The sequence below is a fragment of the Pedobacter sp. Leaf250 genome (genome assembly GCF_920984735.1).
GTDB lineage: Bacteria > Bacteroidota > Bacteroidia > Sphingobacteriales > Sphingobacteriaceae > Pedobacter.
Genome location: NZ_CAKLBU010000007.1, coordinates 160,135 through 185,258, shown reverse-complemented (window position 1 = coordinate 185,258; position 25,124 = coordinate 160,135). Strand labels below are relative to the sequence as shown.

The 25,124-nt window shown below is 37.3% G+C and carries 25 protein-coding genes; 3 read left to right on the top strand and 22 right to left on the bottom strand.

What is annotated here, in order from left to right; all coding sequences use genetic code 11:
• Nucleotides 1-11 precede the first annotated feature (11 nt).
• The 20 genes from LUA91_RS08255 to LUA91_RS08160 all read right to left on the bottom strand — a co-directional run bounded on the left by LUA91_RS08255 (nucleotide 12) and on the right by LUA91_RS08160 (nucleotide 22,523).
• Nucleotides 12-1,034 carry a PorP/SprF family type IX secretion system membrane protein gene (locus LUA91_RS08255; protein ID WP_231425575.1) on the bottom strand — a complete coding sequence of 341 codons (1,023 nt, stop codon included), beginning with the start codon at nucleotides 1,032-1,034 and terminating at the stop codon, nucleotides 12-14.
• Complete coding sequence (locus tag LUA91_RS08250; RefSeq protein ID WP_231425574.1) at nucleotides 1,031-6,901, bottom strand: PKD domain-containing protein; 5,871 nt, start codon at nucleotides 6,899-6,901, stop codon at nucleotides 1,031-1,033. The genes LUA91_RS08255 and LUA91_RS08250 overlap by 4 nt, the downstream gene beginning before the upstream one ends.
• A gap of 356 nt (nucleotides 6,902-7,257) precedes the next feature.
• Nucleotides 7,258-8,892 (bottom strand): chaperonin GroEL, encoded by a 1,635-nt coding sequence (gene groL, locus LUA91_RS08245; RefSeq protein WP_231425573.1) that lies wholly within the window; start codon nucleotides 8,890-8,892, stop codon nucleotides 7,258-7,260.
• A gap of 85 nt (nucleotides 8,893-8,977) precedes the next feature.
• A complete protein-coding gene (gene groES, locus LUA91_RS08240) occupies nucleotides 8,978-9,268 on the bottom strand; it encodes a co-chaperone GroES (RefSeq protein WP_231425572.1) in 291 nt (96 codons plus the stop codon).
• Between the two features lie 416 nt (nucleotides 9,269-9,684).
• Nucleotides 9,685-10,620 carry a hypothetical protein gene (locus LUA91_RS08235; RefSeq protein WP_231425571.1) on the bottom strand — a complete coding sequence of 312 codons (936 nt, stop codon included), beginning with the start codon at nucleotides 10,618-10,620 and terminating at the stop codon, nucleotides 9,685-9,687.
• 86 nt (nucleotides 10,621-10,706) lie between these two features.
• The gene (locus LUA91_RS08230) at nucleotides 10,707-11,468 is read right to left on the bottom strand and encodes a DUF4197 domain-containing protein (RefSeq protein WP_231425570.1); all 762 of its coding nucleotides are present in this window, start codon (nucleotides 11,466-11,468) and stop codon (nucleotides 10,707-10,709) included.
• 174 nt (nucleotides 11,469-11,642) lie between these two features.
• Nucleotides 11,643-12,095, bottom strand: coding sequence for an Hsp20/alpha crystallin family protein (locus LUA91_RS08225; protein ID WP_231425569.1), 453 nt, complete (start codon nucleotides 12,093-12,095; stop codon nucleotides 11,643-11,645).
• Nucleotides 12,096-12,115: 20 nt separating this feature from the next.
• A complete protein-coding gene (locus tag LUA91_RS08220) occupies nucleotides 12,116-12,505 on the bottom strand; it encodes a hypothetical protein (RefSeq protein WP_231425568.1) in 390 nt (129 codons plus the stop codon).
• A 4-nt stretch (nucleotides 12,506-12,509) separates the two neighbouring features.
• On the bottom strand, nucleotides 12,510-12,734 hold the full coding sequence (locus LUA91_RS08215; RefSeq protein WP_231425567.1) for a hypothetical protein: 225 nt from the start codon (nucleotides 12,732-12,734) through the stop codon (nucleotides 12,510-12,512).
• A gap of 4 nt (nucleotides 12,735-12,738) precedes the next feature.
• On the bottom strand, nucleotides 12,739-13,005 hold the full coding sequence (locus LUA91_RS08210; protein WP_231425566.1) for a hypothetical protein: 267 nt from the start codon (nucleotides 13,003-13,005) through the stop codon (nucleotides 12,739-12,741).
• Between the two features lie 271 nt (nucleotides 13,006-13,276).
• On the bottom strand, nucleotides 13,277-13,621 hold the full coding sequence (locus tag LUA91_RS08205; RefSeq protein WP_231425565.1) for a hypothetical protein: 345 nt from the start codon (nucleotides 13,619-13,621) through the stop codon (nucleotides 13,277-13,279).
• Between the two features lie 11 nt (nucleotides 13,622-13,632).
• Entirely contained in the window at nucleotides 13,633-14,184 is a 552-nt protein-coding gene (locus LUA91_RS08200) for an RNA polymerase sigma factor (RefSeq protein ID WP_231425564.1), read from the bottom strand.
• A gap of 146 nt (nucleotides 14,185-14,330) precedes the next feature.
• Nucleotides 14,331-14,690: a preprotein translocase subunit SecG gene (secG, locus tag LUA91_RS08195; RefSeq protein WP_231425563.1), complete on the bottom strand. Its 360-nt coding sequence runs from the start codon at nucleotides 14,688-14,690 to the stop codon at nucleotides 14,331-14,333.
• 14 nt (nucleotides 14,691-14,704) lie between these two features.
• Nucleotides 14,705-15,736 carry a hypothetical protein gene (locus tag LUA91_RS08190; RefSeq protein ID WP_231425562.1) on the bottom strand — a complete coding sequence of 344 codons (1,032 nt, stop codon included), beginning with the start codon at nucleotides 15,734-15,736 and terminating at the stop codon, nucleotides 14,705-14,707.
• 72 nt (nucleotides 15,737-15,808) lie between these two features.
• On the bottom strand, nucleotides 15,809-16,315 hold the full coding sequence (locus tag LUA91_RS08185) for an LptE family protein (RefSeq protein ID WP_231425561.1): 507 nt from the start codon (nucleotides 16,313-16,315) through the stop codon (nucleotides 15,809-15,811).
• A 29-nt stretch (nucleotides 16,316-16,344) separates the two neighbouring features.
• On the bottom strand, nucleotides 16,345-17,592 hold the full coding sequence (locus LUA91_RS08180) for a sigma 54-interacting transcriptional regulator (protein ID WP_231425560.1): 1,248 nt from the start codon (nucleotides 17,590-17,592) through the stop codon (nucleotides 16,345-16,347).
• Nucleotides 17,593-17,757: 165 nt separating this feature from the next.
• A complete protein-coding gene (miaB, locus tag LUA91_RS08175) occupies nucleotides 17,758-19,173 on the bottom strand; it encodes a tRNA (N6-isopentenyl adenosine(37)-C2)-methylthiotransferase MiaB (protein WP_231425559.1) in 1,416 nt (471 codons plus the stop codon).
• Nucleotides 19,174-19,305: 132 nt separating this feature from the next.
• A complete protein-coding gene (locus tag LUA91_RS08170; protein ID WP_231425558.1) occupies nucleotides 19,306-20,331 on the bottom strand; it encodes a cell wall metabolism sensor histidine kinase WalK in 1,026 nt (341 codons plus the stop codon).
• Between the two features lie 168 nt (nucleotides 20,332-20,499).
• Nucleotides 20,500-21,264, bottom strand: a complete 765-nt coding sequence (locus LUA91_RS08165) for a TIGR03915 family putative DNA repair protein (RefSeq protein ID WP_231425557.1) — start codon at nucleotides 21,262-21,264, stop codon at nucleotides 20,500-20,502.
• Complete coding sequence (locus tag LUA91_RS08160) at nucleotides 21,264-22,523, bottom strand: putative DNA modification/repair radical SAM protein (RefSeq protein ID WP_231425556.1); 1,260 nt, start codon at nucleotides 22,521-22,523, stop codon at nucleotides 21,264-21,266. Before LUA91_RS08160 ends, LUA91_RS08165 begins: the two co-directional genes overlap by 1 nt.
• A 446-nt stretch (nucleotides 22,524-22,969) precedes the next feature.
• Between LUA91_RS08160 and LUA91_RS08155 the strand changes: the two genes are divergently transcribed.
• Nucleotides 22,970-23,113: a hypothetical protein gene (locus LUA91_RS08155; protein ID WP_231425555.1), complete on the top strand. Its 144-nt coding sequence runs from the start codon at nucleotides 22,970-22,972 to the stop codon at nucleotides 23,111-23,113.
• Nucleotides 23,114-23,236: 123 nt separating this feature from the next.
• On the opposite strand, the gene LUA91_RS08150 is transcribed toward LUA91_RS08155, so the two are convergent.
• Together LUA91_RS08150 and LUA91_RS08145 are read right to left on the bottom strand one after the other, a co-directional pair.
• Nucleotides 23,237-23,881: an HD domain-containing protein gene (locus LUA91_RS08150; RefSeq protein ID WP_231425554.1), complete on the bottom strand. Its 645-nt coding sequence runs from the start codon at nucleotides 23,879-23,881 to the stop codon at nucleotides 23,237-23,239.
• Between the two features lie 70 nt (nucleotides 23,882-23,951).
• Nucleotides 23,952-24,233 (bottom strand): helix-turn-helix domain-containing protein, encoded by a 282-nt coding sequence (locus LUA91_RS08145; protein ID WP_231425553.1) that lies wholly within the window; start codon nucleotides 24,231-24,233, stop codon nucleotides 23,952-23,954.
• A gap of 296 nt (nucleotides 24,234-24,529) precedes the next feature.
• Between LUA91_RS08145 and LUA91_RS08140 the strand changes: the two genes are divergently transcribed.
• Nucleotides 24,530-24,763 carry a hypothetical protein gene (locus tag LUA91_RS08140; RefSeq protein WP_231425552.1) on the top strand — a complete coding sequence of 78 codons (234 nt, stop codon included), beginning with the start codon at nucleotides 24,530-24,532 and terminating at the stop codon, nucleotides 24,761-24,763.
• Nucleotides 24,764-24,836: 73 nt separating this feature from the next.
• Complete coding sequence (locus tag LUA91_RS08135) at nucleotides 24,837-25,052, top strand: hypothetical protein (RefSeq protein WP_231425551.1); 216 nt, start codon at nucleotides 24,837-24,839, stop codon at nucleotides 25,050-25,052.
• The last annotated feature ends 72 nt before the right edge of the window (nucleotides 25,053-25,124 follow it).

The following is a 25,124-nucleotide window of genomic DNA, read 5'->3' as shown; positions in this document are numbered from 1 at the left end:
ACAAAGCCAAATTAATAAAAATCGTAGCATCTTAAGCCATTTGCCCGCCCCGCATTAGAACTATTTTGGAAATATTTTTCGTAGCCTAAGCCAATTTCTGAAGTTCCTCCCGTATTGGAATAGTTAATTTTTGATGAGGTAGCGTCATGGCTAATCCCAACCCTGAATTTTTCGCCATTGGTTTTTCGATTAAAAATATCGAAGATTACAGACAATACAATCGCGTCATTTCCTCCAGCATTGCTGCCTCCGCGGTACCAAATTCCAGCATTTATACCGGCATATTTGTATTGCATGCCCAAGCTATAAGATGTGATATTTTGTTGTTTGTAAACCACCACAGAAGGAATAAGGTAGCTACCATCTCTATCGTATTGATCGGGAATCAGAGTAAGTTTATAACTCATATTTGCTGAAATCCGCATCGGTAATTTAGTTTGAAAACCAGATAAGGATTCGTCAGGGCGATTAATGTGATGTGCTGCTACACCCAGCATGAATTTGCCATAAACCAGATTGGTTCCGGCATTGGCATCCAGATAAAATCTGCTATCAATACTCGGTCTTTCAGCCCCAGAAATACTGCCTGGCATGTAACCAGTGCCAATACCAATTTGATCTCCAAAAACAAGCTTGTCCCAATTTAATTTTTGATTGGTAACGCCGGCTTGCAATCCAAAAGAAAGTGCAAAGTCATCGCCGTTTATAATGTATGAATAGCTTGCAGCGACATTATTCTTCACTAAATAAGCCGTCCCTTCTGTGCTTCTATTAAAGATAATTCCTACGCCACTATTTATTCTGTCGAGGTTTAAATCGCCGGAGGCGCTCATATAAGAATAATCGCTGGCCAAACCCGACCATTGATTTCTATACAGTGCATTAAAACGGATATCGCCCTCAAATTGTCCGGTTAGAGCTGGGTTAAGGTAAATTGGCGAGTTGTAAAACTGCGAGTAAATATGATCTTGCGCCAATAAAAAAAGCGGCGATACCAATAAAAACATCAATAATATTATCTTTCTGCCCATCATCTTATTAAATATATTACGCCTGTTTTTCGTGGCGGAGCTGAATCGTATGTCATTCCTTTCCAGTCACCCCCATTTATAAAAGTTACCTCTATCTTCCAGTAATACACGCCCTGGGGTTGGTCCTGCCCTTTAAATGTACCGTCCCATCCTTCCATTGGTGCTCCATTATCCAATTGTGTGGTTTCCCAGATTAACTGCCCCCATTTGTTAAACACACTCATTTTCCAGTTTTTAATACCTTCTCCCTTGGCTTTAAAAGTCTTAATCTCATTTTTGGCACTTGCAGGCATAAATGAGTTTGGTAGATTTAAGTTTCCAGGTATGCCTATTATTCTAACTGATTGCGTTACTGTGGATGAACAACCTTCCTTATTCAAAACTTTTAGCGTAACTAAATAAATGCCATCATTTGCATAAGTATGATTTGGATTTTGTTGTGTCGATCTCGATCCATCGCCAAAAAGCCACTCCCAACTAACGGCATCAACACTGGTATCTTTAAAGCCGAAAGTATAATTTGGAATGGATAACTCATTACCTGGACTAACCGTAAATGTGGCCACCGGAGGATTTGCCGTTTTAATATATCCTGGAATGCTAACTGAGCTGGTGCAACCTAAAATGTTTGTGGCTCTTAGGGTTACCGTGAAGCTTTTACCTGAACCTGTAAAAGTATGTGTAGGCTCTACATTGGTCGAAGTGGTGCCATCGCCAAAATCCCAAACATAACCAATGGCATTCTGACTTGTATTTTTAAACTTCACAACCACACCATCACAACCACTTGTTTTATCTGCTGTAAAACTTACGGATGGTTGCTCCAGAACTTCAATTTCTTCTGTTGTCGATGCATTTGAGCAGCCATTTGAGGCATGAAGGGTGATGGTGTATTTCCCTGCTTTAGTAAAAGTATGCGATACCACCTCTGGAGCAGCATTTGTAACCGATGTGCTTCCATCACCAAAATCGTAAACAAATGTATTGGCACCTTTGGTATTATTGTAGAAATCTACTTTTAATGGTGCGCAACCCCTAAGTTGATTACTATTTACCACCAACTCGGGAACAATAGAATTTGGCGAAACCCTGATGGTATATTGCGATTCTGTTGACCCGCACTCGTTTGTAGCCAGCATTTTAACCACATAATCTTTCACTACAAGTGTAGTATAAGTATGTGAAACACTGTTTTTATCGGTAGTAGTTAACGTTTCCCCATCGCCAAAATCATAGGTGTAGCTGGTAGAATTGCCTGGCGAAGTGTTGCTAAACGTTACTTTAAATGGTGAACATCCAGCGGTTTTATCAGGCGAAAATATGGAAACTGGCTTGGCCTTAACCAAAACCTCTGAAGTTTTAGTAGTCGTTCCGCAAGGCGTAGTTGCTGTAAGGGTAATGATATAAGTGAGGTCTTTTCCAGTCGGATCGGCCAAATAGGTTATCGTAGCGGGTTGCGCCAAATCTGAAGTACTTCCATTCCCAAAATCCCATTTAAAAGTTGCTGCTGTTAATGAATTCGAGGTGTTGGTAAATGTAACATTCAACGGGCCACAGCCGTTGGTTACATTTTGAGTAAAAGCTGCGGCAACATCTTGCTGGGTTGTAAACGTGTGCGTAATCTCATCACTGTTACATCCATTATTGCTGGTAACTGAAAGTTTAATAATTACACTCTCATTCTGATTTGCAATAGTATAACCAGGAAAAGTTGCTCCTGTACCAATTTCTGATCCATTGGCAAACCAGGTATATGTAGCATTTCGATCTGGATATAAAACAGCCGCCACATTTGTGTTCAGAAGTTTAAATGGTGCACAGCCTTTATCTTGATTATATGTTATTTCTGCTTTCGCAGGAAGATTTACAGTAAGTTTAATCGAATTACTAATATTGATTGAGCATGCGCCGCTATTAACCGACCGGCGGTAATAAATAGTGGCAGTGGGCGAAGGTGGTGTAAAATTTATAGCATTTGCACCGATTACATCACTCCATGTTGTTCCGTTTAAACTAGACTGCCATTGATAATTGAAATTACCATCACCACCAGTTGGGGTAGATCCTGTTATTGTTGCAGCTGCCGAACCAATACACAGCTGCTGATCTGCCGAGATGGTATTATTTGCCAGATCTGGAAGTACAATTATCTGAACCGTATTGCTTACCGAAGTACAAATCGTACTGTTTACTAACCTTCTGTAAGTTATGGAAGCCGCGGGACTAATAGTTAGGTCTTTATCAATGGATGATGGAATGTTAACCCAAGTGCTTCCATCTAAACTGCTTTGCCATTGATAATTAAAGCTTCCTGAACCACCTGTTGGAACATTACCGATTAATGTAACACGCTGCCCTGTACAAACTGATGTTGCCGTGCTGCTAATGCTATTCGAAATAGGGGAGAAGTAGGTTATTGTAACTTCTGATGAAGAAGGAGGACAACCTGCAAATCCAGTAATGGTCCATCTAAATTTGTAAGTCTCACCAGGAATTAAGCCTATTACATTTGTATTGAAAAGTGTAGGGTCAGTTATCGTTATTCCGGTTTGTCCAGAAATTAGCGTCCATAAACCAGCATTCGGAGCAGGGTTATTTCCATTTAAAGTTACCCCATTTCCGCTACATAAATTTTGATCAATACCTGCATTAGCTGTAACTGTTGGTGTATTAACGGTAATTATGGACACTGATGAAATGGCTTCTGCACAACTTCCGCTTTTAAGAATTGCCCGGTATTGTGTAGTTACGCTCAAATTCGAATATACCAATGGATTAGCAGTTGATGTTACAGCCGACCAGTTTTGCCCATTATCTATTGATTGCTCCCATCTGATAAGGCTGCCAACCTGGCCAGATAAAGTGATGCTACCCCCATTTGTACCTCCACACAAAGTATTGCTGCCAGATGTTGTTCCGCCAACACTCTCTGGATTAACTGTAATTTGCACTTCATCACTCGTTGTCGAACATCCACCATCACTAATTGTCCATTTTAATAAATAGCTATTTCCAGCCTGTAAGCCAGAAATTATAGTGTTATGTTTAGTATTATCAGCAAAGGAAATTGTTGTGGGCGCAGTTACGACTGTCCATTTTCCAGTGCCTACTATAGCTTCATTTGCTTTTAAAGTGTAAGTGGTTAAATTACAAATTGCTTCGTCGGCTCCGGCATTTGCCAATGTTGCGCTGGGGTTAACGGTAATGGTTATTGTAGTTGGTACACCCGAACAACTCCCAGCTGAAACCGGAGTTATATTATATGTTACGGTGGCAGGTGTTGTGCCCGAATTGGTTAAAATATCGTTTATTGCTGTGCCCGATGTTGCAACCGTTTGACTGGTATTACCAGTAATTTCTCCACTGATAACACTGCTGTAAGTGTATTTTACATTGCTCATTACCGATGCTAAGTTGATGGCCACACTGGTTTTATTACAAATAGTAAGATTTGGGGCAGTTGCAGTAACCAGGGGATTTGGATTTACCGTTACCTTTAATGTAAAAGGTGTACCAGTACAACCATCTAACGTTGGTGTAATCACATAGGTCACCACTGCATCGGTTGTTAAATCAGTGTTGATTAAAACATCATCAATAATGCCATTTCCGTTTGTGGCAAATCCACTTGCATTTGAAGATCCACTAGCTGTCCAGGTAAAAATTGTTCCGGCAGCAGCCGATTTTGGGGTATAAGCGACATTTTTTCCAGTGCAAATTACTTTGGATGCTAAACTGGTGATGTTGATATTGGGTTTTATCGTAAGTATAACATCATCATCAATTTGATTACATGGAGCAGCCAAAGCGGTTGTTGCTCTTAGTCGTAAAGTTACGCTACCACTATTTTTTTCGGCAAGCGTTGGTGTATATACTGCATTTAAAGTATTTCTGTTTGGTGCAAATGTGCCATTGCCACCAACCCATGTTTGTGACGTTGTAGTTCCGGTAATGGTTCCTGCCAAAGAGAAACTTGGGTCATTATAACAAATACTTTGGTCGGCACCAGCACTGATAACTGGAGCAGTTGAAAAGGTGAGTTTTTGTGTTTTTGTGATCGTACCGCAATTATTTTTCTGCGTAATGGTAATGGTATACTCATCGTAGTTATCAAATTTAATTGATGGATATTTCGTATTGGCCGTTGTTCCATTGGCAAAACTGTAAGTTCCGGCCCCGGCTGCAGTAACAGTCCAAGTATAAGTATCTGCGGCATCCAATAATGTTCCATCAATTACCGTTTTAGTTGGGCCTACTGTAGTGCTATTAAAATCGTAAGTAGCCAAGTTACATAGCGTAATATTTGGCGATAAAGTTATAATTGGCGCCTTGTTTACAATAACAGTTTGCGGTTTTGATGAAACTAACCCACAAGATGGAGTTGTAATGTTGAGCGTTATGGTGTATACTCCTTCTGTATTAAACAAAAATTCTGGTTCTTTACTCTGGGCATTCGTTCCGTTTATAAAACTTGCAGCTGGCGAAACCACCCATGAATAGGTATTGGCTGCATTACAAATCTTATCTATAATTGATTTATCGGTTACCTTTACCGAGCCTCCAGTACATAAAGTCGTACTCGACAAAGTAAAATCAGGTTTTGCAGGATCTTGAATACAAATTGTTTTCTCTACAATTTCTGCCTGACAAGCCCCGGAACTATTAGATTCTAAACGAACAATATGTTCTCCATGGGTTAAAAATTTATATATAAAATTATACGACCGTGGCTTATTGGCTTCAACAGGAATACCATCAACGTACCAATTGTAAGTAACAACATTTTCAGTACAACCAGATGAAGTTGTATTTGGATTTTCTCCCGCAGTAGACGTATTGATAAACGTAATGTCTGTATTGGTACAGCCCGGATTGGTAAAAGTGAAGTTATTTACAGGGTTTGCTACAACTTTTGCCGATGAGGAAACAGGTGTTCCAAGATCGCCGCAGAATACATTGGAAACTTTTATTGTAACATCAAATGCATTAAAAATGGTTCCAGCGCTTGATACGGATGTACTTCCGCAGGAGGAACGCAAATAATTATGCTTCACTTTTCCCTGTAATGCAGCAATGTCGCAAAAGGTATAAACCGATGTCGAATTATCGCCCCAGGTAATGGTGTATTTATCTCCCGGAAAATTATTTTGAATACCGCCTGGTGAAGTATAATCTACACTAAACTCCAATGCGCCTAAGGGTAAGCAAACGATATTATTACCTGAATTACCAAATGCAGTAACGGTTTTATTATTAATTAAAAAGTAAGCCTTAGTGGCAATGGTTCCATCGGGGTTAACGGCTTTAGTCAATATGGTGTAGTGTGCCTGGTCGGCAGTAAACTGTTGTAGTTTGGTGGTAAAGTTTAGGGCGGTAACATTACCACTTAATTCATTGGTAATTTTTGCCGAAACTACCGCAGAAGCCGTAGACTCATTAGAAATAATGAATGGATTATTAGTTCTACTGGTACAAGTACCAAAGGTTTCGGTATTGGTTGGGGTGAGATAGGTTGAAACTAATTTAGCTTCGGTGGCCGTGCCTGCTTTTATTTGAAAAGCTGTTGATTCAGTACTTACAGCAGCTGGATTGGTCGACTTAATTCTTAGTTTATACCCTGTGCCGGGAGGAATACCAGTAGTTGGGATTACGCCATTTACATAGGTGCCGTAAAAACCAGTGTAAGTACCAATTAATTTTTCGCCGCTAAAATCTCCGTTTTCATTCGATAGATAAAGCTGAAAAACATTGTTTTGCCCATAGCAATCCGCGGGCAATTTGAATGTCGCAGCAATGGTGCTACCAGGAGTAAAAGGACCTGGATCAATTGGCCCAATATTGATTTGAGCAAATGATGTTTTATTAATCAATAATAACCCTAAAATTAGGGCATACAAAAGCCATTTCCTTTTCAAACAGGTCTACATTAAAAAGCTCTAACACACGGGAATGATTTAATTGCGGTTAAAATCAGTGTTTGGTCTGATTTTATTACTTACATCTATGTAATAAGTAATGCTACGCTTTCATAAATATTCAAGGACAAAGAAGGTAAATTTTGAGTTACACACACAAATATTTACACCAACCCGTACAATTATAATGGTTTACCCATTATAAAAGGCTGTTTGTAATATCGTAGAGGCATAAAAAAACCCTCAAGGTATTAAAACCATGAGGGTATATTTTTACACGAAAATTTTTCGTAGTAGTTGAGTTTGCTGAATTACATCATTCCACCCATGCCACCGCCACCCATTGGAGGCATTGGAGCACCACCTTCTTCAGGTTCGTCTGCCAATACAACTTCGGTAGTTAATAACATTGCAGCGATTGAAGCAGCGTTTTCTAATGCCACACGAGAAACTTTAGTAGGGTCGATAACACCGGCACCGATTAAGTTTTCGTAAACATCAGTACGGGCATTGTAACCAAAATCTGCTGTACCTTCTTTAACTTTTTGAACTACAATAGAACCTTCGATACCTGCGTTTTCGCAAATTTGACGTAATGGCTCTTCGATTGCACGACGGATGATTTGAATACCAGTGTTTTCATCTTCGTTAGCGCCTTTTAATTCTGCTAAAGCTGCAACAGCACGGATGAAAGCAACACCACCACCAGCAACAATACCTTCTTCTACAGCTGCACGAGTTGCATGTAAAGCATCATCAACACGGTCTTTTTTCTCTTTCATCTCAACTTCACTAGCTGCACCAACATAAAGAACTGCAACACCGCCAGCTAGTTTAGCCAAACGCTCTTGTAGTTTTTCTTTATCGTAATCAGAAGTAGTAGTTTCGATTTGCGCTTTAATTTGGCTTACGCGAGATTTAATATCTTCAGAGTTACCAGCACCATTGATTACTGTTGTGTTGTCTTTATCAACAACCACTTTTTCAGCAGAACCTAGGTAAGTTAAATCAGCATTTTCTAATTTATAACCTCTTTCTTCTGAAACAACAATACCGCCAGTTAAGATTGCGATGTCTTCTAACATTGCTTTTCTTCTATCGCCAAAACCTGGTGCTTTAACAGCCACAACTTTTAACGAACCACGAATTTTGTTAACCACTAAAGTAGCTAAAGCTTCGCCATCTAAATCTTCAGAAATGATAACCAATGGTTTACCAGTCTGAACAGTTTTTTCTAAAACTGGCAACAATTCTTTCATGTTGCTGATTTTTTTGTCGTAGATTAAAATGTAAGGATTTTCTAATTCCGCTTCCATTTTATCTGCATTGGTAACAAAATATGGAGATAAATAACCTCTGTCAAATTGCATACCTTCAACCGTTTTAACTTCAGTTTCAGTACCTTTTGCTTCTTCAACAGTAATTACACCATCTTTACCAACTTTGCTCATTGCTTCTGCAATTAACGAACCGATAACCTCATCATTATTTGCAGAGATCGATGCAACTTGTTTAATTTTATTATTGTCTTCACCAACAGTTTGCGATTGCTCTTTTAAATTAGCAACAACTGCAGCAACAGCTTTATCTATACCACGTTTTAAATCCATTGGATTTGCACCAGCGGCAACGTTTTTAATACCAGTAGTAATAATTGCTTGCGCTAAAACTGTAGCAGTTGTAGTTCCATCACCAGCAATATCAGCTGTTTTAGATGCTACTTCTTTAACCATTTGAGCGCCCATGTTTTCAACCGCATCTTTCAATTCGATTTCTTTAGCAACTGTAACACCATCTTTAGTAATTGCCGGAGAACCGAATTTTTTATCGATGATTACGTTACGGCCTTTAGGCCCTAAAGTTACTTTTACTGCATTTGCTAGAATATCAACACCTCTTTTCAGGGCGTCGCGTGCTTCTACGTTATATTTTACTTGTTTTGACATTTGTATTTCAGATTTTAGAATTACGATTTACGATCTATTAAATCGCATTACTTATAACTTTTAACTTTCTACTTTTAACTTACAATTACTCTACAACAGCGTAGATATCAGTTTCACGCATAATCAGGTAATCTTTACCTTCGTAAGGCAATTCGGTTCCACCGTATTTACCATAAATAACAACATCACCAACTTTTACAGTTGCTTTTTTACCTTCAGCATCTTCTTCAGAAACAGAAACTACAGTTCCTTTGGATGGTTTTTCTTTAGCGGTATCAGGGATATACAAACCCGATGCAGTTTTTTCTTCTGCGGCAGCTGGTTCAACAATAACTCTGTTCGAACTGCCAGCAATTGGTTTAAGGTTTAACGCCATAACTTTTATTATTTTTTTATTTTGATTTTAAGTTTTTTAACTAAGCATACAATTAACACTTTCTATGCCAAGTAGCTTTCAGGGACAAATTTACACCTGTACTGTCAAAATCAAAACAAATCTAGAATAATAGGTGTCAGCTTGGCAGAATTGATTTTTCTTAAATCTGCAAAATGAAGATTAAAGATGGTTTTGATTGATTCCTCGACTGGACATCTTATCAATTTCCGTAATGGGAAAATCGCTATTAGCGGTCGTCATCGCGAGTGCAGCCGAGAAATCTTTTAAAATTACTAATCAAAATGATCTTCTCATCTACTATTGTTGCTTTAAATATTCTCAAATTGAGATTGCTTCAATCGATGAAAAATCGATTGAAGCAATGACAGAAAAAAGGGATGAAATGCCCGCTAAAACTATTTCAGAGCACCTGTTGGATTTGTTCCTTTATCAACAATTGTTTTGATATGACCATTTAGATCAGAGAAATAAATTTTGCTTTCTGTAAACGGTTTTTCAGCGCCACTGAAGAAAATCCGATCATCAGCAGTTACAAAAAGGTTCGATACATTCATCCCGTTAGGAGAAATTCGTTGAACATCTTTGGAAAGCAGATCCATCGCAAAAACAGCATTGGCTTTGCCATGTAATTCGGGTACACCTGGCCCAAAATAAGCACTGAAAATGATGGTTTTACCTTGGTTTGCGTAAAAGAAAATATTATCGCCGGCAATATGATAAGCCGCTCCGATTAAATTTTTGAATGGTGTTGTATCTATTATTTCTCCAGTCAGATTGAAAGTGTACAAATTGTTTAAATCATGCGCAACAATTTCGGTTTTCGATTTCCAGGTTGGAGAATTAACGTAGGTTTCCGAATGGTCATCGAGCATGATAAAACCTGTATTATCATTTTTAACCAGACCAATTTTCCAGATGTTTTTCTCATTTAAAACACTAAAAGCAATATGAACACCATCTGCAGACCATACTGCACCATAATAATTTTTACTATCGGCGTGCACCTGCAACTGACTTTTATTTTCTAAATCGGCTATCCAAATGCTTCTTTTTCCAGCACTATCGGTAACAGTATAAGCCAGTTTATTTCCATCAAGAGGAATAGAAGGATCAGTTGCGCCGCCAAATGAGATCTGTTTCATTGTATCGATACTGGTGGCTACAATTTTTTGTCCATCCTGGTACGCCAGCGCAAAACTCTTGCCGCTTAAAGAAACAGTATCGAGTACCGCTTTTTGTGCGTTTTGCTCTTTATTATTCGAAGTGCAGGAAGCAAAAATAGCCAGGCAAAGAATTATTGCCACCGCTAACAGTGAATATAATTTAGTCATGCGCAATTTTACGAATTGTTTTAAACAAAGAAGATCCGAGTGGTTTAAAACCCGGATCTTCTACCTATTTATGATTTTGTACAGACTTAGATCTTTTTCTTATCTGCGTAGCCAAACACCTTTTGAAGTAATGTTGTACTGCGTGAATTCAAATTGCCTCTAATTTTCAATTCCTCTTTTGCCACTTCAATAAACAACCCATCAATTGCTTTTTGAGTAACGTATTCAGTTAAGTTGGTATTTACAGGTTTAACCAGAGGCAACCTGTTGTATTGCGAGGTTAAATCAGAATAGTATTTAGTTGCATTTACCTTGCTTAAGCTTGTGGTTACAATCGGGCTAAATTTTTGCATTAATTGAGAAGTGGTTACACGTTTAAAATATGCGGTTGCAGCATCATTGTTTCCCAATAAAATATTTGTGGCATCGGTTAATGTCATTTGTTTTATTGCTGATATAAAAATCGGCTTCGCTTCTGTAGCGGCATCTTCGGCTGCCCGGTTTAGGCTGGTAATTACATTATCGCAGAGTTGGTTTAGGCCAATTCCACGTAGAGTTTTTTCTACCTTTTGCGCTTCGGGTGGCATTAAAATTTTAACGGCCAGATTTCCTAAAAAGCCATCCTTCACCGATAACCGATCGGCACCAGCAGATACACCAATTTGCAGCGCTTCTTTAATGCCTAGTCCAATTTCTATTGTGCTGGGTGTACCAGTTGCAATTGTTGTAGTGGTTTGTTTAGCCATTACTTTCTTAAACAGATCGCCCAATTTAATTTGAGCATCGGCCTGCTGATTAGCAAATAAAATTAATGCTACAGATGCAGATAAAATATTGATAGTTTTCATTTGTGTGTGTTTGCCATATTAAAGCAAAATGACTGCCATAAAATTTTAGTTGATTTATTTTTCAAAAATATAAGTCAATAGTTAAAGGCAAAAGTTTAATACTGTGCAGGTCACAAACAAAAAAAGGCCCCGATTGTAAACAATCGGGGCCATGGAAATTATAATAGACGAAACTTAGTTAACCGCAATATCTTTTGCTGGTACATTGGTTTCGGGATTTTTAGGCAGCGTAACTTTTAATATTCCATCGGCATATTTTGCTGATATGTTATCTGCAAGCACTTTGCCATTTAGCGCAAATGATCTTTCAAAAGCACCATTACTATATTCTCTTCTGCTAAATTTTTGTGATGAATCTGTTTCTTCATGAGGTGCATACGTTATGGTTAAAACATCATCTTTTGTGATCACTTTTAAGTGCTCTTTTGTTAAAGCCGGAGCAAATAGATGGATGATAAATTCGCTATCGTTTTCTTCTATGTTTGCAGGCACACGTCTAAATCCTTTTCCAAACATTTCGTGTGCATGATGAGCAAATTTACCATGGTGATGACCACCAAACCTGCCACCTCTTGGCCCACAACCTCTATTCATTCTGCCTGTATGGCATTTATTTTCGTTATACATTTTTATTAAATTTATGGTTACTAATTCGAGATCATTTGCTGGGTTCTCGAAATACCCAGTAATTGTGTAATGATGTTTGCATAAGGATACGAGGGAGAAAAAACAGCATAATCGAATTTTAAGCCTCTTATTTGTACCACGATGTCATCAATAAACTTCATTGGTTCGAGCAATGCGCTAATTAAACCAGATTTAGGTTTTTCATCATTTAAATATTCCTCTTTATTGAAAATTTTCAATTCCTGGTTGTAAGCTTTAAAATCTGCGCCGATGTTTTCAATAGGTGCTTTAAATTCATTCGTGCTGAAGAAAGTAACTTTCTCTCCCTTGATAATCAAATCGCTTGCAAAGCCTAAAATCGGATCAACATCAGTACGGGTGGGATTACTCAAAACTAAAACCTGCGACATGTGCTTAATTGTTTAAACTATCAATTGGTGTGATAATAGAATCAGTCATTTTTCGGTTGTGGTGACTGAAACCATGATGACGGTCTTGCGATTCACAATCCTTTTCATGGTAATGTCTGTTTTTGAAATCCAATCGATCTGGATAGCCGTTTTGCATGGCCAGCACATTTAAGCTATAAAATGTTGCACCTGCAACTGCCAAAGCGAGTAATATTCTAAATGCTCTCATGGTTTTAGTAATTAATGTTGATGTGATTTACCGGACCGTTTCCTTGAATTGTTGGCTTATACCATTGATTATCGATGGGCACAATTGGCGAATAGTGATGATCAAACCCTTCAAAACGATTTATAAAACGTCGGCGCCGGCGGCTAAATGCCAGCTTGAAAAATAAACCGATAACCATTAATCCCAGTATAAATTTGAATATAAAGGGCACAAAAAATACGGTTGCGCCAAGTAAAATTCCGAATGCTATTGCTTTTATTATTTGTTTCATTTCTGCTACTTTTTGTTATTTAATAGGGTAGACGAAGCAGATTTATTTTTACTTTAAAAAATTTGAAATAATTTATTTCATACCGTGTTTTATGAAAGACTAAAACGGCATCATTGCGGGTTCCGGTTTTTCATTTCCAAAACATCGGGATGACAATCTCATTTGGGCTTTTCGATTTTGCTAATAAGGTGGAGTTGAATAGCAAACCCTTTCAAACAAAGATGGGCTAGCACTTAAAACAAAAAAAGCCAGCATTTCTGCTGACCTAAAACTAATCCTTATTTCGATGTCCCCATCCTCCGCATCGCCGCCTGTATTCTTCTTTAAATTTTGCCCGTTCTTCTTCATTCATGCCATCCCATTTAGAACGCATTTCTCGTGCCTTTTCACGGAAACGATTATGGCCACCTCCTTTATTAAAGTTACCAAACAGCAATCGGCAAAGTACCAACAAACCCAATGCCTGCCAAAAATTCAATCGACCGGCATGTACCACTTCTGGTAAAATCCAATTCCATAAAAACATCACAATATAGCCTAATGCAACAGCAATTAGCGCCACAACAGGGATAAAGAAAATGAATTTCTTGCCTTTACTAAACTTTCTATTTCTCATTTCCTATTCAATTAATAGTTAATAAATTCTTGATATAAATTTTGTAAACGGCTACGCAAATGTTTTACTGCATAACCCTTTCTTGATATTAAAGTCTTAATGTTTTCGCCAGTTTCGTCAGCCAGTTCTTGAAAAGTACGTTCCTCCAACTCATTCTGCACAAAAACATAACGCTGATTTTCTGGTAATTCTTCGAGCGCCAAAAATAGCTGATCCCAGAATAATTTCTTCAAACCCTCCTGTTCAGGAGAGTAAGCATCGGCCAATAAAATTTCCTTGAAGTTGATTTCTCCATCTTCACCCTCAAAAGTAAAATCTTCCAAATGATCTTCTTTTTGCTTGCGATATTTGTCGGTGATTTTATTCCGGGCTACGCGATAAAGCCAGCCGCTAATTTGCTCAATGGCGCCTGCTTCTGGCTGATTACTTAACTGATACCAAACATCCTGCAAAATATCTTCCGCGTCCTCATCCGTGTTCACTCGCCCACGAATGAAACTGAATAAGCGTTTCCCGTAATTGGAAACCGTAGAAATAATATTTTGAGATTCGTTTGATGGCAAAATTACAGGGTTTATAAACCAGTAAACGGATGAGATTCAATATTACTTTAAATTATTTTCATTTTTTTTTAAATCAATCTTTAAAAAAAAACAGGCCAAAAAAAAACCTTCCCGAAAAGGAAGGTTTATATTTCTTTAAGTGTAAACTATTTTTTAGTGGTATCAGTTGTAGCTGGTTTTGCCGGAGCTGTGTTATTTAACGATCCGCCACCAAGTGGAGATGGTGCAGGTGTTTTATCTAAACGCTCTTGGATAGCTGAACTTCCTACTGCTGTAGCGCCACCACCGTTTTTAGTAATTGTGGTAATACCTAATGTTAAAATCACGATTGCAGCCAATAAAACCCACGATCCTTTTTCTAAAACATCGCCCGTACGTTGAACGCCAAACATATTGCTTGTGCCTCCACCCGTTGCTAAACCACCGCCTTTAGGGTTTTGTATCAATACAAATAAGCCTAAAGCTATACACACAACAATTAATAAAATGATTAAAAAGGTTACCATGGTAATATTATATTTTAAAATTTCTTTTCTATAGATTGGATAAGGTCGGCAAAGTAACGGCTTTTTTCTGGATATTTCAAACTTAATTTTTTATAAGTATCTATGGCTTTGTGATAAAGCATTTGCTCGATGTATATTTTAGCTAAAGTTTCAGAGACAAGGTCGTAGTGATCTTCAGCACTCTTTTTAGCTTTATTTTCCGTGTCAATCTGTTCAGGCTTTGGTGGCTTAATTGTTGGATCTTCTTTCAGGAATTTCTCAATAATTTCGGCGCCCTTTGCATCTTTAACTTCAGGAGTAGGATATTCTGCTAAATGATCTGCTACTTCAAAAGGAGTTTGAATGTGGAAAATGTGCTCTACAAACTGTTGTTGAAATGCTGCCCGATCCTGTTGTTGGTTAACCTCCTGCTGTTTATTAACTAAATGCTGGTTTGGCTGTGCATAAGGCTGAAATATCTGCTCGTGTTCCTTTCTTGTTTTGGCCAACCACCACAAAAATGTGTAGGGTAATTGATCATCATCATATTTAGAAACACGATGAATTTCAGGTTCATCAGGAACAACAGTTTCAATATGTGGTGCTTCCGGAATGACATCAGTACTCAACTGTTGTTCGAAGGCAAAAAAATCAGTTGCAGCTACACTTTCAATAAAAATGTTTTCATCAGCAGGTAAATCCAATAAATGGCTATCAATTCCTGGTAGATTTTTAGGTGTTTCTATTTCTGTAGGCTGATCAACGTCGATTACTTCAGTTTTATCGGCTTCAATTTCTTCAAAAATAGGTTCTGCTGCAATTTCCTCTTCAATAATTTCTTTATCCGCCTCAGTTACCGGAACCATATTTAAAATATGAAATAACGTAGGTCCTTTAGTATACAATGCCGCTTTTGGAACAAACGACGCTTCGGCCTTCGCCAACAATAAGTGGATTGGCTGTGCATAAGGGAACTTTGCGGCCATTTCTTTCAACATAGGCACATGCGCCAAGCCAACCTTTCCGGGTTGAGCAAGTAAATCTGCCAGTAGTTGTTTGTTATCCATTGTTGAGGTTTGTCGCTAAGTTAAAAAATGTCAGCGGTTTTTAAGAAAAGATTGCATTGTGTAATTGGAACTTTACCACTGTGCAAATGCCCTGTTAAAAATATCTTCAGTTAGTTGCCTATTAATTTGATCTAAAGCGTTTGGTAAAGCGGCCTGGATTGAAGCTCCGTTTAGAGGGAAATCGAAAAATTTAGTAAAGCTTTCTTCGAAACTTTCTTTCTCCTTACCTGCAACATTATTTACATATTTAATGGATACCGTAACCGTTAATCGGTTGGCTCCGGCAGTTGGTGTAGCGCTCGATTGTAATGCAACAGGTTTAATGTCGTAACCGGTGATTCGCCCTTCAAAAACAGCATCGGCTTCGGTGGTTGATACGCTTAGGTTTGTTTGGTTACGAATCCTGGTTTTTAAGGCTTCGGTTAATTGGTTATTTAAGTTTGGAACAACCAATGGTGCATTGTTTTCAAACGTACGCACAATAACGGTTTTTAATCCTTCTGTTGATGCACCGCTGAACTTATAAGAGCAAGCGCTTAGTGCGGCAATTAGAATTAGTGCGAATATTTTAATTTTCATCAAATGAAGATTTAAGTCTTTTACGAGCTTTATAAATTTAACTCTTTAATTTTTCTATAAAGCGTTCTTTCTGATATGCCTAACTCTTGAGCAGCAAATTTACGCTTGCCTTTGTGTTTTTTGAGCGCCTTCTTAATCAGATCAGATTCTTTGTCCACTAACGATAACGACTCCTCTACCTCTTCTGCTTCATGTGCAAAGTAATCGCCATTATTATTGTTACTGCTGTTATTGTTGTTTTGCGATGGCTGTTGGATGGTAAAAGCGTGCTCCTGTCCAGATGGTAATTCTACATCTCTGTAGAGTTGATTAATGTATTGCGGATTATCAGCTAAAACAGTTGCCGTATTTCCACCATGCTGAATAATTTCTGCCACCAATTTTTTAAGTTCAACCATGTCCTTTTTCATATCGAAAAGTACTTTATACAAAATATCTCTTTCTGTAAAATCTTCTTTCGATTGAGAATTGATTGCCATTGGCAAATTGCTTCCGGCCTCGTTGGGGATATAATTTAAAATGGCCTGACCAGTTACATTTCTATCCTTTTCTAAAACGCAGATTTGCTCGGCAATATTCTTCAGCTGACGAACATTTCCTGGCCAGCTATAATTGGTTAAAACTTGAACAGCGTCTGGCTCTAAGTGTAAAGCCGGACTACGGTATTTATCACTAAAATCGGCCGCGAATTTCCTAAACAACAAATAAATATCTTCTTTGCGCTCCTGTAATGCAGGAATTCGCAATGGAACGGTGTTCAATCTATAATATAAATCTTCGCGGAACTTTCCGTTTTTAACACGGTTATAAACATCTACGTTGGTGGCCGCAATAATACGCACATCTGTTTTTTGCACTTTCGATGAACCCACACGAAGGTATTCGCCGCTTTCTAAAATTCTTAATAAACGGGCTTGAGTACCTAAAGGTAATTCCGCAACTTCATCAAGAAAAATTGTGCCGCCATTGGCTACTTCGAAGTAACCTTTGCGTGCTTCGTGTGCGCCTGTAAACGATCCTTTTTCATGGCCAAATAATTCAGAATCAATTGTTCCCTCCGGAATGGCACCACAATTAACCGCTATAAAAGCACCGTGTTTACGAGCACTCATTTGGTGTATGATGTGCGAAAACACTTCTTTTCCACTTCCGCTTTCGCCGGTAATGAGTACCGACATGTCCGTTGGTGCTACCTGGCTTGCAATATCTATAGCACGATTAAGTAACGGCGAGTTGCCAATAATTCCGAATCGTTGTTTAATATTTTGTGTATCCATTCTTTAATGGTTGAAAGTTAAAGGTTAAAAGTTGAAGGTCATGCTTTATAACATGTTTCTAATGATTTAATCTTTAACTTTTATTGTAATATTTATGATCAGCTTCTATGTATTGGGATTTGGCATTTAGCCCTATAACCCGCAACCGATAACATGTAACTATTATCAAACTATCTTTCCAATCAGCGTAGCTGAAGTACACCTTTCGATGTAAACATTGGCATATTGGCCAGGCTTAACACCTTCAATAGCTGGAAAAATTGCCATTGCACCACTATCTCCACGGCCACAATAATCCTGGTCGGATTTTTTTGACGTACCTTCAATCAATACGCGAACTGTTTTGCCAACCCATTCCTGCAAACGCATTAAAGAATGCGCCTGTTGTTTGGCTAAGATTTCTGCTAATCTGCGTTTTTTAATTTCTTCAGGAATATCATCCTCAAGCTTTCGGGCCGCTAAAGTTCCAGGGCGTTCAGAGTAGGTGAAATTATAAGCAAAATCATACTCCACGTAATCCATCATACTCAAAGTTTCCTGATGTTCTTCTTCGGTTTCCGTACAAAAGCCGGCGATGATATCAGTAGAAATTGCACAACCTGGAATGATTTTTTTAATCGCATCGATGCGGTTGATGTACCATTCGCGGGTGTAAGTTCTGTTCATCAATTCCAAAACACGTGTGTTTCCCGATTGTACAGGCAAGTGAATGTAATTGCAAATGTTGTCGTATTTAGCAATGGTGTGTAAAACCTCATCCGTAATATCCTTTGGATGTGATGTAGAGAAACGAACCCTTAAATCAGGATTTACCAAAGCTGTTTGTTCTAAGAGCTGAGCGAAGTTTACGGTTTCCGTACCATCTTCTGATGTCCAGGTGTAAGAGTCTACATTTTGGCCCAAAAGGGTAACTTCACGATAACCTGCCTCGAACAGTGATTTTGCTTCTTCTATTATCGAATGGGCATCACGGCTACGTTCGCGGCCACGGGTAAATGGAACCACACAGAACGAACACATGTTATTACAACCACGCGTAATGGAAATAAAAGCCGTAATGCCATTGCTGTTTAAACGAACCGGGCTAATATCAGCATAGGTTTCTTCACGTGATAAAAGCACGTTTACCGCTTTATGACCACTTTCTACCTGTTCAATTAAGTTTGGTAAATCGCGGTAGGCATCTGGTCCAACCACTACATCAACCAAGCGCTCTTCTTCTAAAAACTTAGATTTTAATCGTTCGGCCATACAGCCCAAAACGCCAACAATCAATTTTGGATTACGGCGTTTTTCTACCCCAAATTGTGAAAGACGATTTCTAACCCTGGTTTCAGCATTTTCCCGAATAGAGCAAGTATTAATGAAAATCACATCTGCCTGATGGTAATCTCCTGTGGTTTCAAAGCCAGTTTCTGATAGAATGGAGGCAACAATTTCACTATCAGCAAAGTTCATTGCACAACCATAACTTTCAATATATAATTTGCGGGCATCAGCTTTAACAGGCGCATCTAAAATCAGCGCTTCGCCTTGTCGTGCCTCATCATGCGTTTTATCTGGTATTTGTAAATCAATCATTCTTAAAAAAGATTTTGGGGATTGCAAAAATACACAAATTAAATTAAAAGTGACAAATTGGCACGTTTAGTTTCGATGTTTACAATAGAATTGAAAAACTATTTGGCATTAATAAAATGGTGTGGATGCCATCTAACCTATCTTTTGAAGCGTGAAAGCAAAGGTGGTTCCTATTCCGGGCGTGCTTCTTACCGAAATGGTTTGTTGGTGTGCCTCTAAGATGTGTTTCACGATGGCTAAACCAAGTCCTGTTCCTCCAACTTCTCTAGCCCTGTGTGTATCAATGCGATAAAAGCGTTCGAACAACCGTAATAAATGTTTTTCTTCGATGCCGATGCCGTTATCCGTAACCTCAATCAAAAACTGATCGTGGAGCTCGAATATTTTTATAGCGGTTTCACCATGTTCAATACCATATTTAACGCTATTTACAATGAGGTTAATTAATACCTGGCGTATTTTCTCACGGTCGGCATTGACCATGGTAACCGCAGTATATTTATCCTTAAAGAACAGTTTGATGTGTTTTGTCTCTGCCTTGTCATCCAGATTTTCCATCACCTCTTTGGCAAGTGAAACGAAATCGAATTTTTGATAATTAATTGGCGATTCGCCTGTTTCCAATTTCGCAATCGCATCTAAATCGTTTATCAGGTAGCTCAACCTTTCTACATTATTTTCAGCTTTTTTAAGGAATTTTACAGCCATATCCGGATCATCTACAATGCAATCCTGCAGTGTTTCAATATATCCTTGAATAGCAAAAAGCGGCGTTTTAAATTCGTGAGAAACATTTGATAAAAATTCACGCCGGAATTGCTCTTGTTTTTTTAACAGATCAATCTCCCTTTTTTTAGCACCGGCCCATTCTTTAACTTCTAATTCTACATCATTAATAGGATCAGAACTTACGTATTCGCCAAGTGCATCTTTTAAATCCTTACCAAGTTTTAAATTATGGATGAGTTTGTAAATCAGTTTTATTTTGTTGTAGATGTATTTTTCCAATAAGTAATAAAATACCAGAAAACTGCACAGGAATGAAACGCCAAATGAAATTCCGAAATAATACCAGCTACGCTCGAAGTAAAAATTTACCATACCGATGGAAAGGGCAACGGCCAGCGCAGTAATTAAAACGAGCACACTTAGTTTCATGGTGCAATTTAAAGCTTTTTATGTTAATGGAATGTTAACTTGGCTACTTTTCATTTTCTTAATAGTTGAGTGGATTTAGTTCTCTGAAGGCACAAGTACAAGAAACACGATTCTAGTTTTGAAATGTGGGTAAATAATATGAGCAGACAAGTTTGTGTTAGTGTGATGTTAACCCAATTGCTTTTCGGTTAAGTATTTCCAATATCTTTTGGGAACGTGTTTTACGTGAAGCTTGGTGTTTTTTCGGGCAACAATGTTGGCACTTTTAAAATAATCTTTCCAAAGCAAAGAATAAAGTTCTTCCTTTTCATCCATTAATATTGCTGCGGGATTTTTTTTATTTACATCTGCCGAAAAATCAATTGAAATTTCTTCAACAGTATTTAAATCATAATGGAGACCATACTTCCGTTTCAAATCGTAAATAATCCATTGTTGATCTGCATATCGGTTTTTAAAGTGATTGGTGATGAGCGGCAAAACATTAAAATCAGGATCGATGGATGCATAAAACATGCCATCACCTGTTTTTTGAAAACGAATAAAAGCTTCCATTCTGTGTTTCTCTCTTTCTACACTTTTTGCATATTTCGATAAAGCCATTACATCATTATTTCCATAATTAGCCTCAGCTCCTTTTTCATTTTGAAAGATGTAAATGGTAAACTGAAAAAGATGTTGATAAGCCTCGGGAATTTCTGATAAATAAGAACAATAAAACTTTCGTAACCACTCTTTTTTAATCTTCTTTTGAAGTCCTGTCCACACCCTGTCCGCCTTTTCTGCATCATTATTCACAAAAAATACTTCAGTAAATGCTTCCGGTTGAAAAGCATCCTTCGATTTCAATACCACAAGACCAGGCTTTCTTTCAAACCATTCGAAAACTGCTGTAAGTAAGCCCGGCAAAGATCCATCGAAAACGTAAATCATTAGAATAAAATCAGTTGATTGCTGTCTGTTTTTAAATATTTACTATGGCTTTCGGCTAGAATAAAAGCTTTTATTTGTGTACCCTGATAATCTTTTAATTGATATGGACTATCAACGCAGGTAATGAAATGTTTTGCCCTATTATATGCCACACCCATTTTTTTGAGTTGATCTATTCTTAATTTTCCGAATTTCCTTGCCTGCACTATTTTTTGAGCCGACATTACCCCAATTCCAGGAATGCGTAAAATCATTTTATAATCAGCCTTGTTAATATCGATAGGAAAATGCTGCATGTTCCGAATGGCCCAGCTCAATTTTGGATCAATGTCTATATCCAGATTGGGATTCGCGTCATTTAAAATTTCCTGAACTTTAAAGCCATAAAAACGCATTAACCAATCGGTTTGATAAAGCCTGTTTTCTCGTAAAAGAGGCGGTTGAGTGCCCAAAACTGGCATTCGAGTATCATCGCTAATGGGTACATAACCAGAATAATAAACTCTTTTTAACGAGAAGTTTTTGTAAAATGCATTTGCAGTATACATAATATCTTTGTCGCTTTCTGGCGTAGCGCCAATTACCATTTGCGTGCTCTGGCCAGCAGGAACAAATTTTGGAACGTGTTTAATTAACTTTTTATCAGCAGAAAATTGGGCAATATTTTTTTGAACAAAATCTAATGGTTTAATCACATCAGCGTGACTTTTTTCAGGTGCTAAAAGTTTTAAACCTGCTTCAGTAGGCATTTCGAGATTAATACTCATTCGATCTGCATATAAACCGGCTTCTTTAATTAGCTCATCACTTGCGCCCGGAATGGTTTTTAAATGAATGTAACCGTTGTAATTTTGTTCTAACCGAAGTTTTTTGCAAACCAAAAGCAAGCGTTCCATTGTAAAATCGGCATTTTTGAAAATTCCCGAGCTAAGAAATAAACCTTCTATATAATTCCGTCGATAAAAATTCATGGTTAGTTCAACCACTTCATCAACTGTAAAAGCAGCCCGTTTTACGTCGTTGCTTTTACGCGATACACAAAAAAGACAATCGTAAATACAATGGTTGGTTAATAAAATTTTAAGTAACGATACGCATCGCCCATCTTCTGTATAGGTGTGGCAAATTCCCGACGAATGACTATCGCCAAGTCCCTTATTATTGTTTTTTCTTGTACCGCCACTTGATGAACATGATACATCATATTTTGCTGCATCTGCAAGAATATTTAACTTTTCACGGATTCGATCGAATGACATAGGTGTTATTTTACTAACAAATATAGCTTTAAAAAACTAAAAATATTAGTAAATAATACTCTTTTACAGAATATCAACTGCTTGCCAATTCATCAGGAAAATGGTTGCTGGATTGGCTTTGCTGAAAAATTATAGAGATTTTTTTGATTTCCTGATAAAACCTCAATGTTTTGAAAAAATTTTCAGCCTCATCCTCAAAATTTTCATCAATGCTAAAATGAGCTTTAAATTGTAGATTCTTGAAACCTATAGCATATGAGTAATTGCCGTTTTGAATGCTAAACCTTTCTTCAATTGACGAAATATTGGCCCAGGTAGTCTGAAAAATTTTTTTACTATAAAACAGGCTGTTTGTTAAAATTTCAAATTTAATGCCTTGCCTATCAATACTTACAAGGCAAGGCACAAAAATCTGTTTTTTGATTATCCATTTCAAAACAAAAATCATGAATAATAAAAAGGAAATAATTAGAAAGGAGATTAACCAAGCTGGTGTAAAAAATGGAAAACAGATTAACATCGTAAGCATTATTAGCGCACCAAGAGTTGGTATTCCAATAAGTGCAGCCCTTAATATGCCACATTTATGATATTTCACTTGAAAGACGTTCATTAATTTTAGTTATACTAAATTATTATAAAATGTCTTTTTATCCAATACCTATATATCAGTAATCTGTACCGTAATTTTACGGTATATGCCTGCTAAAAAGCTAATTACCTTCCCATTCGTTAAAAAAATGTTTAAGGTAAAGCAGCATAAATTGATGGCGTTCCTCTGCAATATCTTTTCCTGCATTAGTATTCATCATGTCTTTAAGCAAAAGCAGTTTTTCGTAAAAATGATTAATAGTTGGTGCAGTTGTATTTTTATAAGTTTCTTTTGATAAATGTTGTTCAGGTTTAATTTCCGGGTCATAAAGCACACGGTTTTTAAAACCCCCATAAGTAAAAGCCCTTGCTATACCAATGGCGCCAATGGCATCTAATCGATCAGCATCCTGAACAATTTGCATTTCTCTGGAAGTGAAGGAATTTTGATCAAAGCTATTTTTGAAAGACATATTTTCGATGATCAATATCACATGATCGATAATTGATTGATCAACTTCAATAGATTTAAGAAAGGCGGCAGCGATATTTGGACCTATTTTTTCATCGCCATCATTAAACTTTGGATCAGCAATATCATGCAACAGTGCGGCATAAGCTACTACTAAATCATCGCCATTTTCTTTTTGATTGATATTTTGAGCCGTTTTATAAACCCGTTCTATATGAAACCAATCATGACCAGCTTCTGCATTGGCTAAAGTTTTTTTTACAAAATCGATTGTTTTTTGGATAGAAGGCTGCATAATAGAATTTTTGCCAAAGATATTGGAAATTTATGCAGGCTGGAATAAATGATTTCAACAGCGGAAGTTTTTAACTTACCGCTGCTGTTCTGTTTTCATCTTCAGCAATAATTTTAATTAAATCATTGTGATTTAAGGTAAGCAAATGTGTTACCTCAACTTCTAAAATAGTAGAAATTTGAAATAACCGATCAATAGTTAATTTACTATAACCTAACTCAATTTTACTATAAGCGTTTTGAGAAATTTTTAGTTTTGCTGCCAAATAATCTTGAGTATAATCTCTGTATTCTCTAATTTTTCTAATATTCCCGGCAACATTCTTTGTCTTAAAAGCTAATACATCTTCCATAAAAGGGATAATTTTAATGTTTCAATAATTTACGAAATTCTGATCGGCTTAGATTTTATAGGAATTAATCGTTTTACTATAAAGTATCACGCGAACGGATAGGCAACCTAATTATTGCAAACAAAGGAACAACCCAAAAGTTTAATGTATTCTGATTTGTTGTTGCTAATCAAGCAGTTATAAAAACCATCTGCAGGTTTCTTTCGTTTCTTAATTAACCTCGCTGTAAAAAGCGAACATAAAAGGAGTAGCCGAAAACCTCAAACAGAGTAGGCAATTATTAAAATTAGAACGTTATGAAACTTCAAGAGTTAAATTTAAACGAAATGAAAGAAATCAACGGTGGTGGTTTATTTGGTGGTAATGATTCATCGAATTCAGGTGGATTATTAGGATCAATAGGAATTGGTAATTTATTATCATTTTCAAACGAAACCCAAGACGGAGATGAATCGAGTAAAACCTCGTTCTCTGTAGGGAATAACATTGGTGGAAGCTTACAAGGTTTGTTCCAAAGCCTAACCAGCTAATTTGATTAACACTCAATTTATGAAAGGGATTCTGAAAAGAATCCCTTTTTATTTACTACAAAAATCAATCATCATGGAAAATTTATCAAAACATGAATTAGTAAGCATAGGTGGAGGTGGTGTTTTTGCAAATACCAGTAGCTTATCAAGTATTTCTATAAGTGCATCAGCTGATAGTTTATTGAGTCTTTCATTTATTACCGTAAACGGAGATCGGAGAGATGAAACTAAAATTTCTGTTGGAAACAATACTCATTTGAACTTTAGATTTTTAGGAATTAACCAATAATTCTAAAAATTTTATTTTTTAAAAGACCAGGCAATATGGTCTTTTTTTCGATTTGGAAACCCCTTATCACTA

What these genes read in the sequence shown, in the direction of transcription:
- LUA91_RS08255 (WP_231425575.1), bottom strand. Translation starts at nt 1,034, where the DNA reads ATGATGGGCAGAAAGATAATATTATTGATGTTTTTATTGGTATCGCCG.
- groL (WP_231425573.1), bottom strand. Translation starts at nt 8,892, where the DNA reads ATGTCAAAACAAGTAAAATATAACGTAGAAGCACGCGACGCCCTGAAA.
- groES (WP_231425572.1), bottom strand. Translation starts at nt 9,268, where the DNA reads ATGGCGTTAAACCTTAAACCAATTGCTGGCAGTTCGAACAGAGTTATT.
- LUA91_RS08235 (WP_231425571.1), bottom strand. Translation starts at nt 10,620, where the DNA reads ATGACTAAATTATATTCACTGTTAGCGGTGGCAATAATTCTTTGCCTG.
- LUA91_RS08230 (WP_231425570.1), bottom strand. Translation starts at nt 11,468, where the DNA reads ATGAAAACTATCAATATTTTATCTGCATCTGTAGCATTAATTTTATTT.
- LUA91_RS08225 (WP_231425569.1), bottom strand. Translation starts at nt 12,095, where the DNA reads ATGTATAACGAAAATAAATGCCATACAGGCAGAATGAATAGAGGTTGT.
- LUA91_RS08220 (WP_231425568.1), bottom strand. Translation starts at nt 12,505, where the DNA reads ATGTCGCAGGTTTTAGTTTTGAGTAATCCCACCCGTACTGATGTTGAT.
- LUA91_RS08215 (WP_231425567.1), bottom strand. Translation starts at nt 12,734, where the DNA reads ATGAGAGCATTTAGAATATTACTCGCTTTGGCAGTTGCAGGTGCAACA.
- LUA91_RS08210 (WP_231425566.1), bottom strand. Translation starts at nt 13,005, where the DNA reads ATGAAACAAATAATAAAAGCAATAGCATTCGGAATTTTACTTGGCGCA.
- LUA91_RS08205 (WP_231425565.1), bottom strand. Translation starts at nt 13,621, where the DNA reads ATGAGAAATAGAAAGTTTAGTAAAGGCAAGAAATTCATTTTCTTTATC.
- secG (WP_231425563.1), bottom strand. Translation starts at nt 14,690, where the DNA reads ATGGTAACCTTTTTAATCATTTTATTAATTGTTGTGTGTATAGCTTTA.
- LUA91_RS08190 (WP_231425562.1), bottom strand. Translation starts at nt 15,736, where the DNA reads ATGGATAACAAACAACTACTGGCAGATTTACTTGCTCAACCCGGAAAG.
- LUA91_RS08185 (WP_231425561.1), bottom strand. Translation starts at nt 16,315, where the DNA reads ATGAAAATTAAAATATTCGCACTAATTCTAATTGCCGCACTAAGCGCT.
- LUA91_RS08180 (WP_231425560.1), bottom strand. Translation starts at nt 17,592, where the DNA reads ATGGATACACAAAATATTAAACAACGATTCGGAATTATTGGCAACTCG.
- miaB (WP_231425559.1), bottom strand. Translation starts at nt 19,173, where the DNA reads ATGATTGATTTACAAATACCAGATAAAACGCATGATGAGGCACGACAA.
- LUA91_RS08170 (WP_231425558.1), bottom strand. Translation starts at nt 20,331, where the DNA reads ATGAAACTAAGTGTGCTCGTTTTAATTACTGCGCTGGCCGTTGCCCTT.
- LUA91_RS08165 (WP_231425557.1), bottom strand. Translation starts at nt 21,264, where the DNA reads ATGATTTACGTTTTCGATGGATCTTTGCCGGGCTTACTTACAGCAGTT.
- LUA91_RS08160 (WP_231425556.1), bottom strand. Translation starts at nt 22,523, where the DNA reads ATGTCATTCGATCGAATCCGTGAAAAGTTAAATATTCTTGCAGATGCA.
- LUA91_RS08155 (WP_231425555.1), top strand. Translation starts at nt 22,970, where the DNA reads ATGAATAATAAAAAGGAAATAATTAGAAAGGAGATTAACCAAGCTGGT.
- LUA91_RS08150 (WP_231425554.1), bottom strand. Translation starts at nt 23,881, where the DNA reads ATGCAGCCTTCTATCCAAAAAACAATCGATTTTGTAAAAAAAACTTTA.
- LUA91_RS08145 (WP_231425553.1), bottom strand. Translation starts at nt 24,233, where the DNA reads ATGGAAGATGTATTAGCTTTTAAGACAAAGAATGTTGCCGGGAATATT.
- LUA91_RS08140 (WP_231425552.1), top strand. Translation starts at nt 24,530, where the DNA reads ATGAAACTTCAAGAGTTAAATTTAAACGAAATGAAAGAAATCAACGGT.
- LUA91_RS08135 (WP_231425551.1), top strand. Translation starts at nt 24,837, where the DNA reads ATGGAAAATTTATCAAAACATGAATTAGTAAGCATAGGTGGAGGTGGT.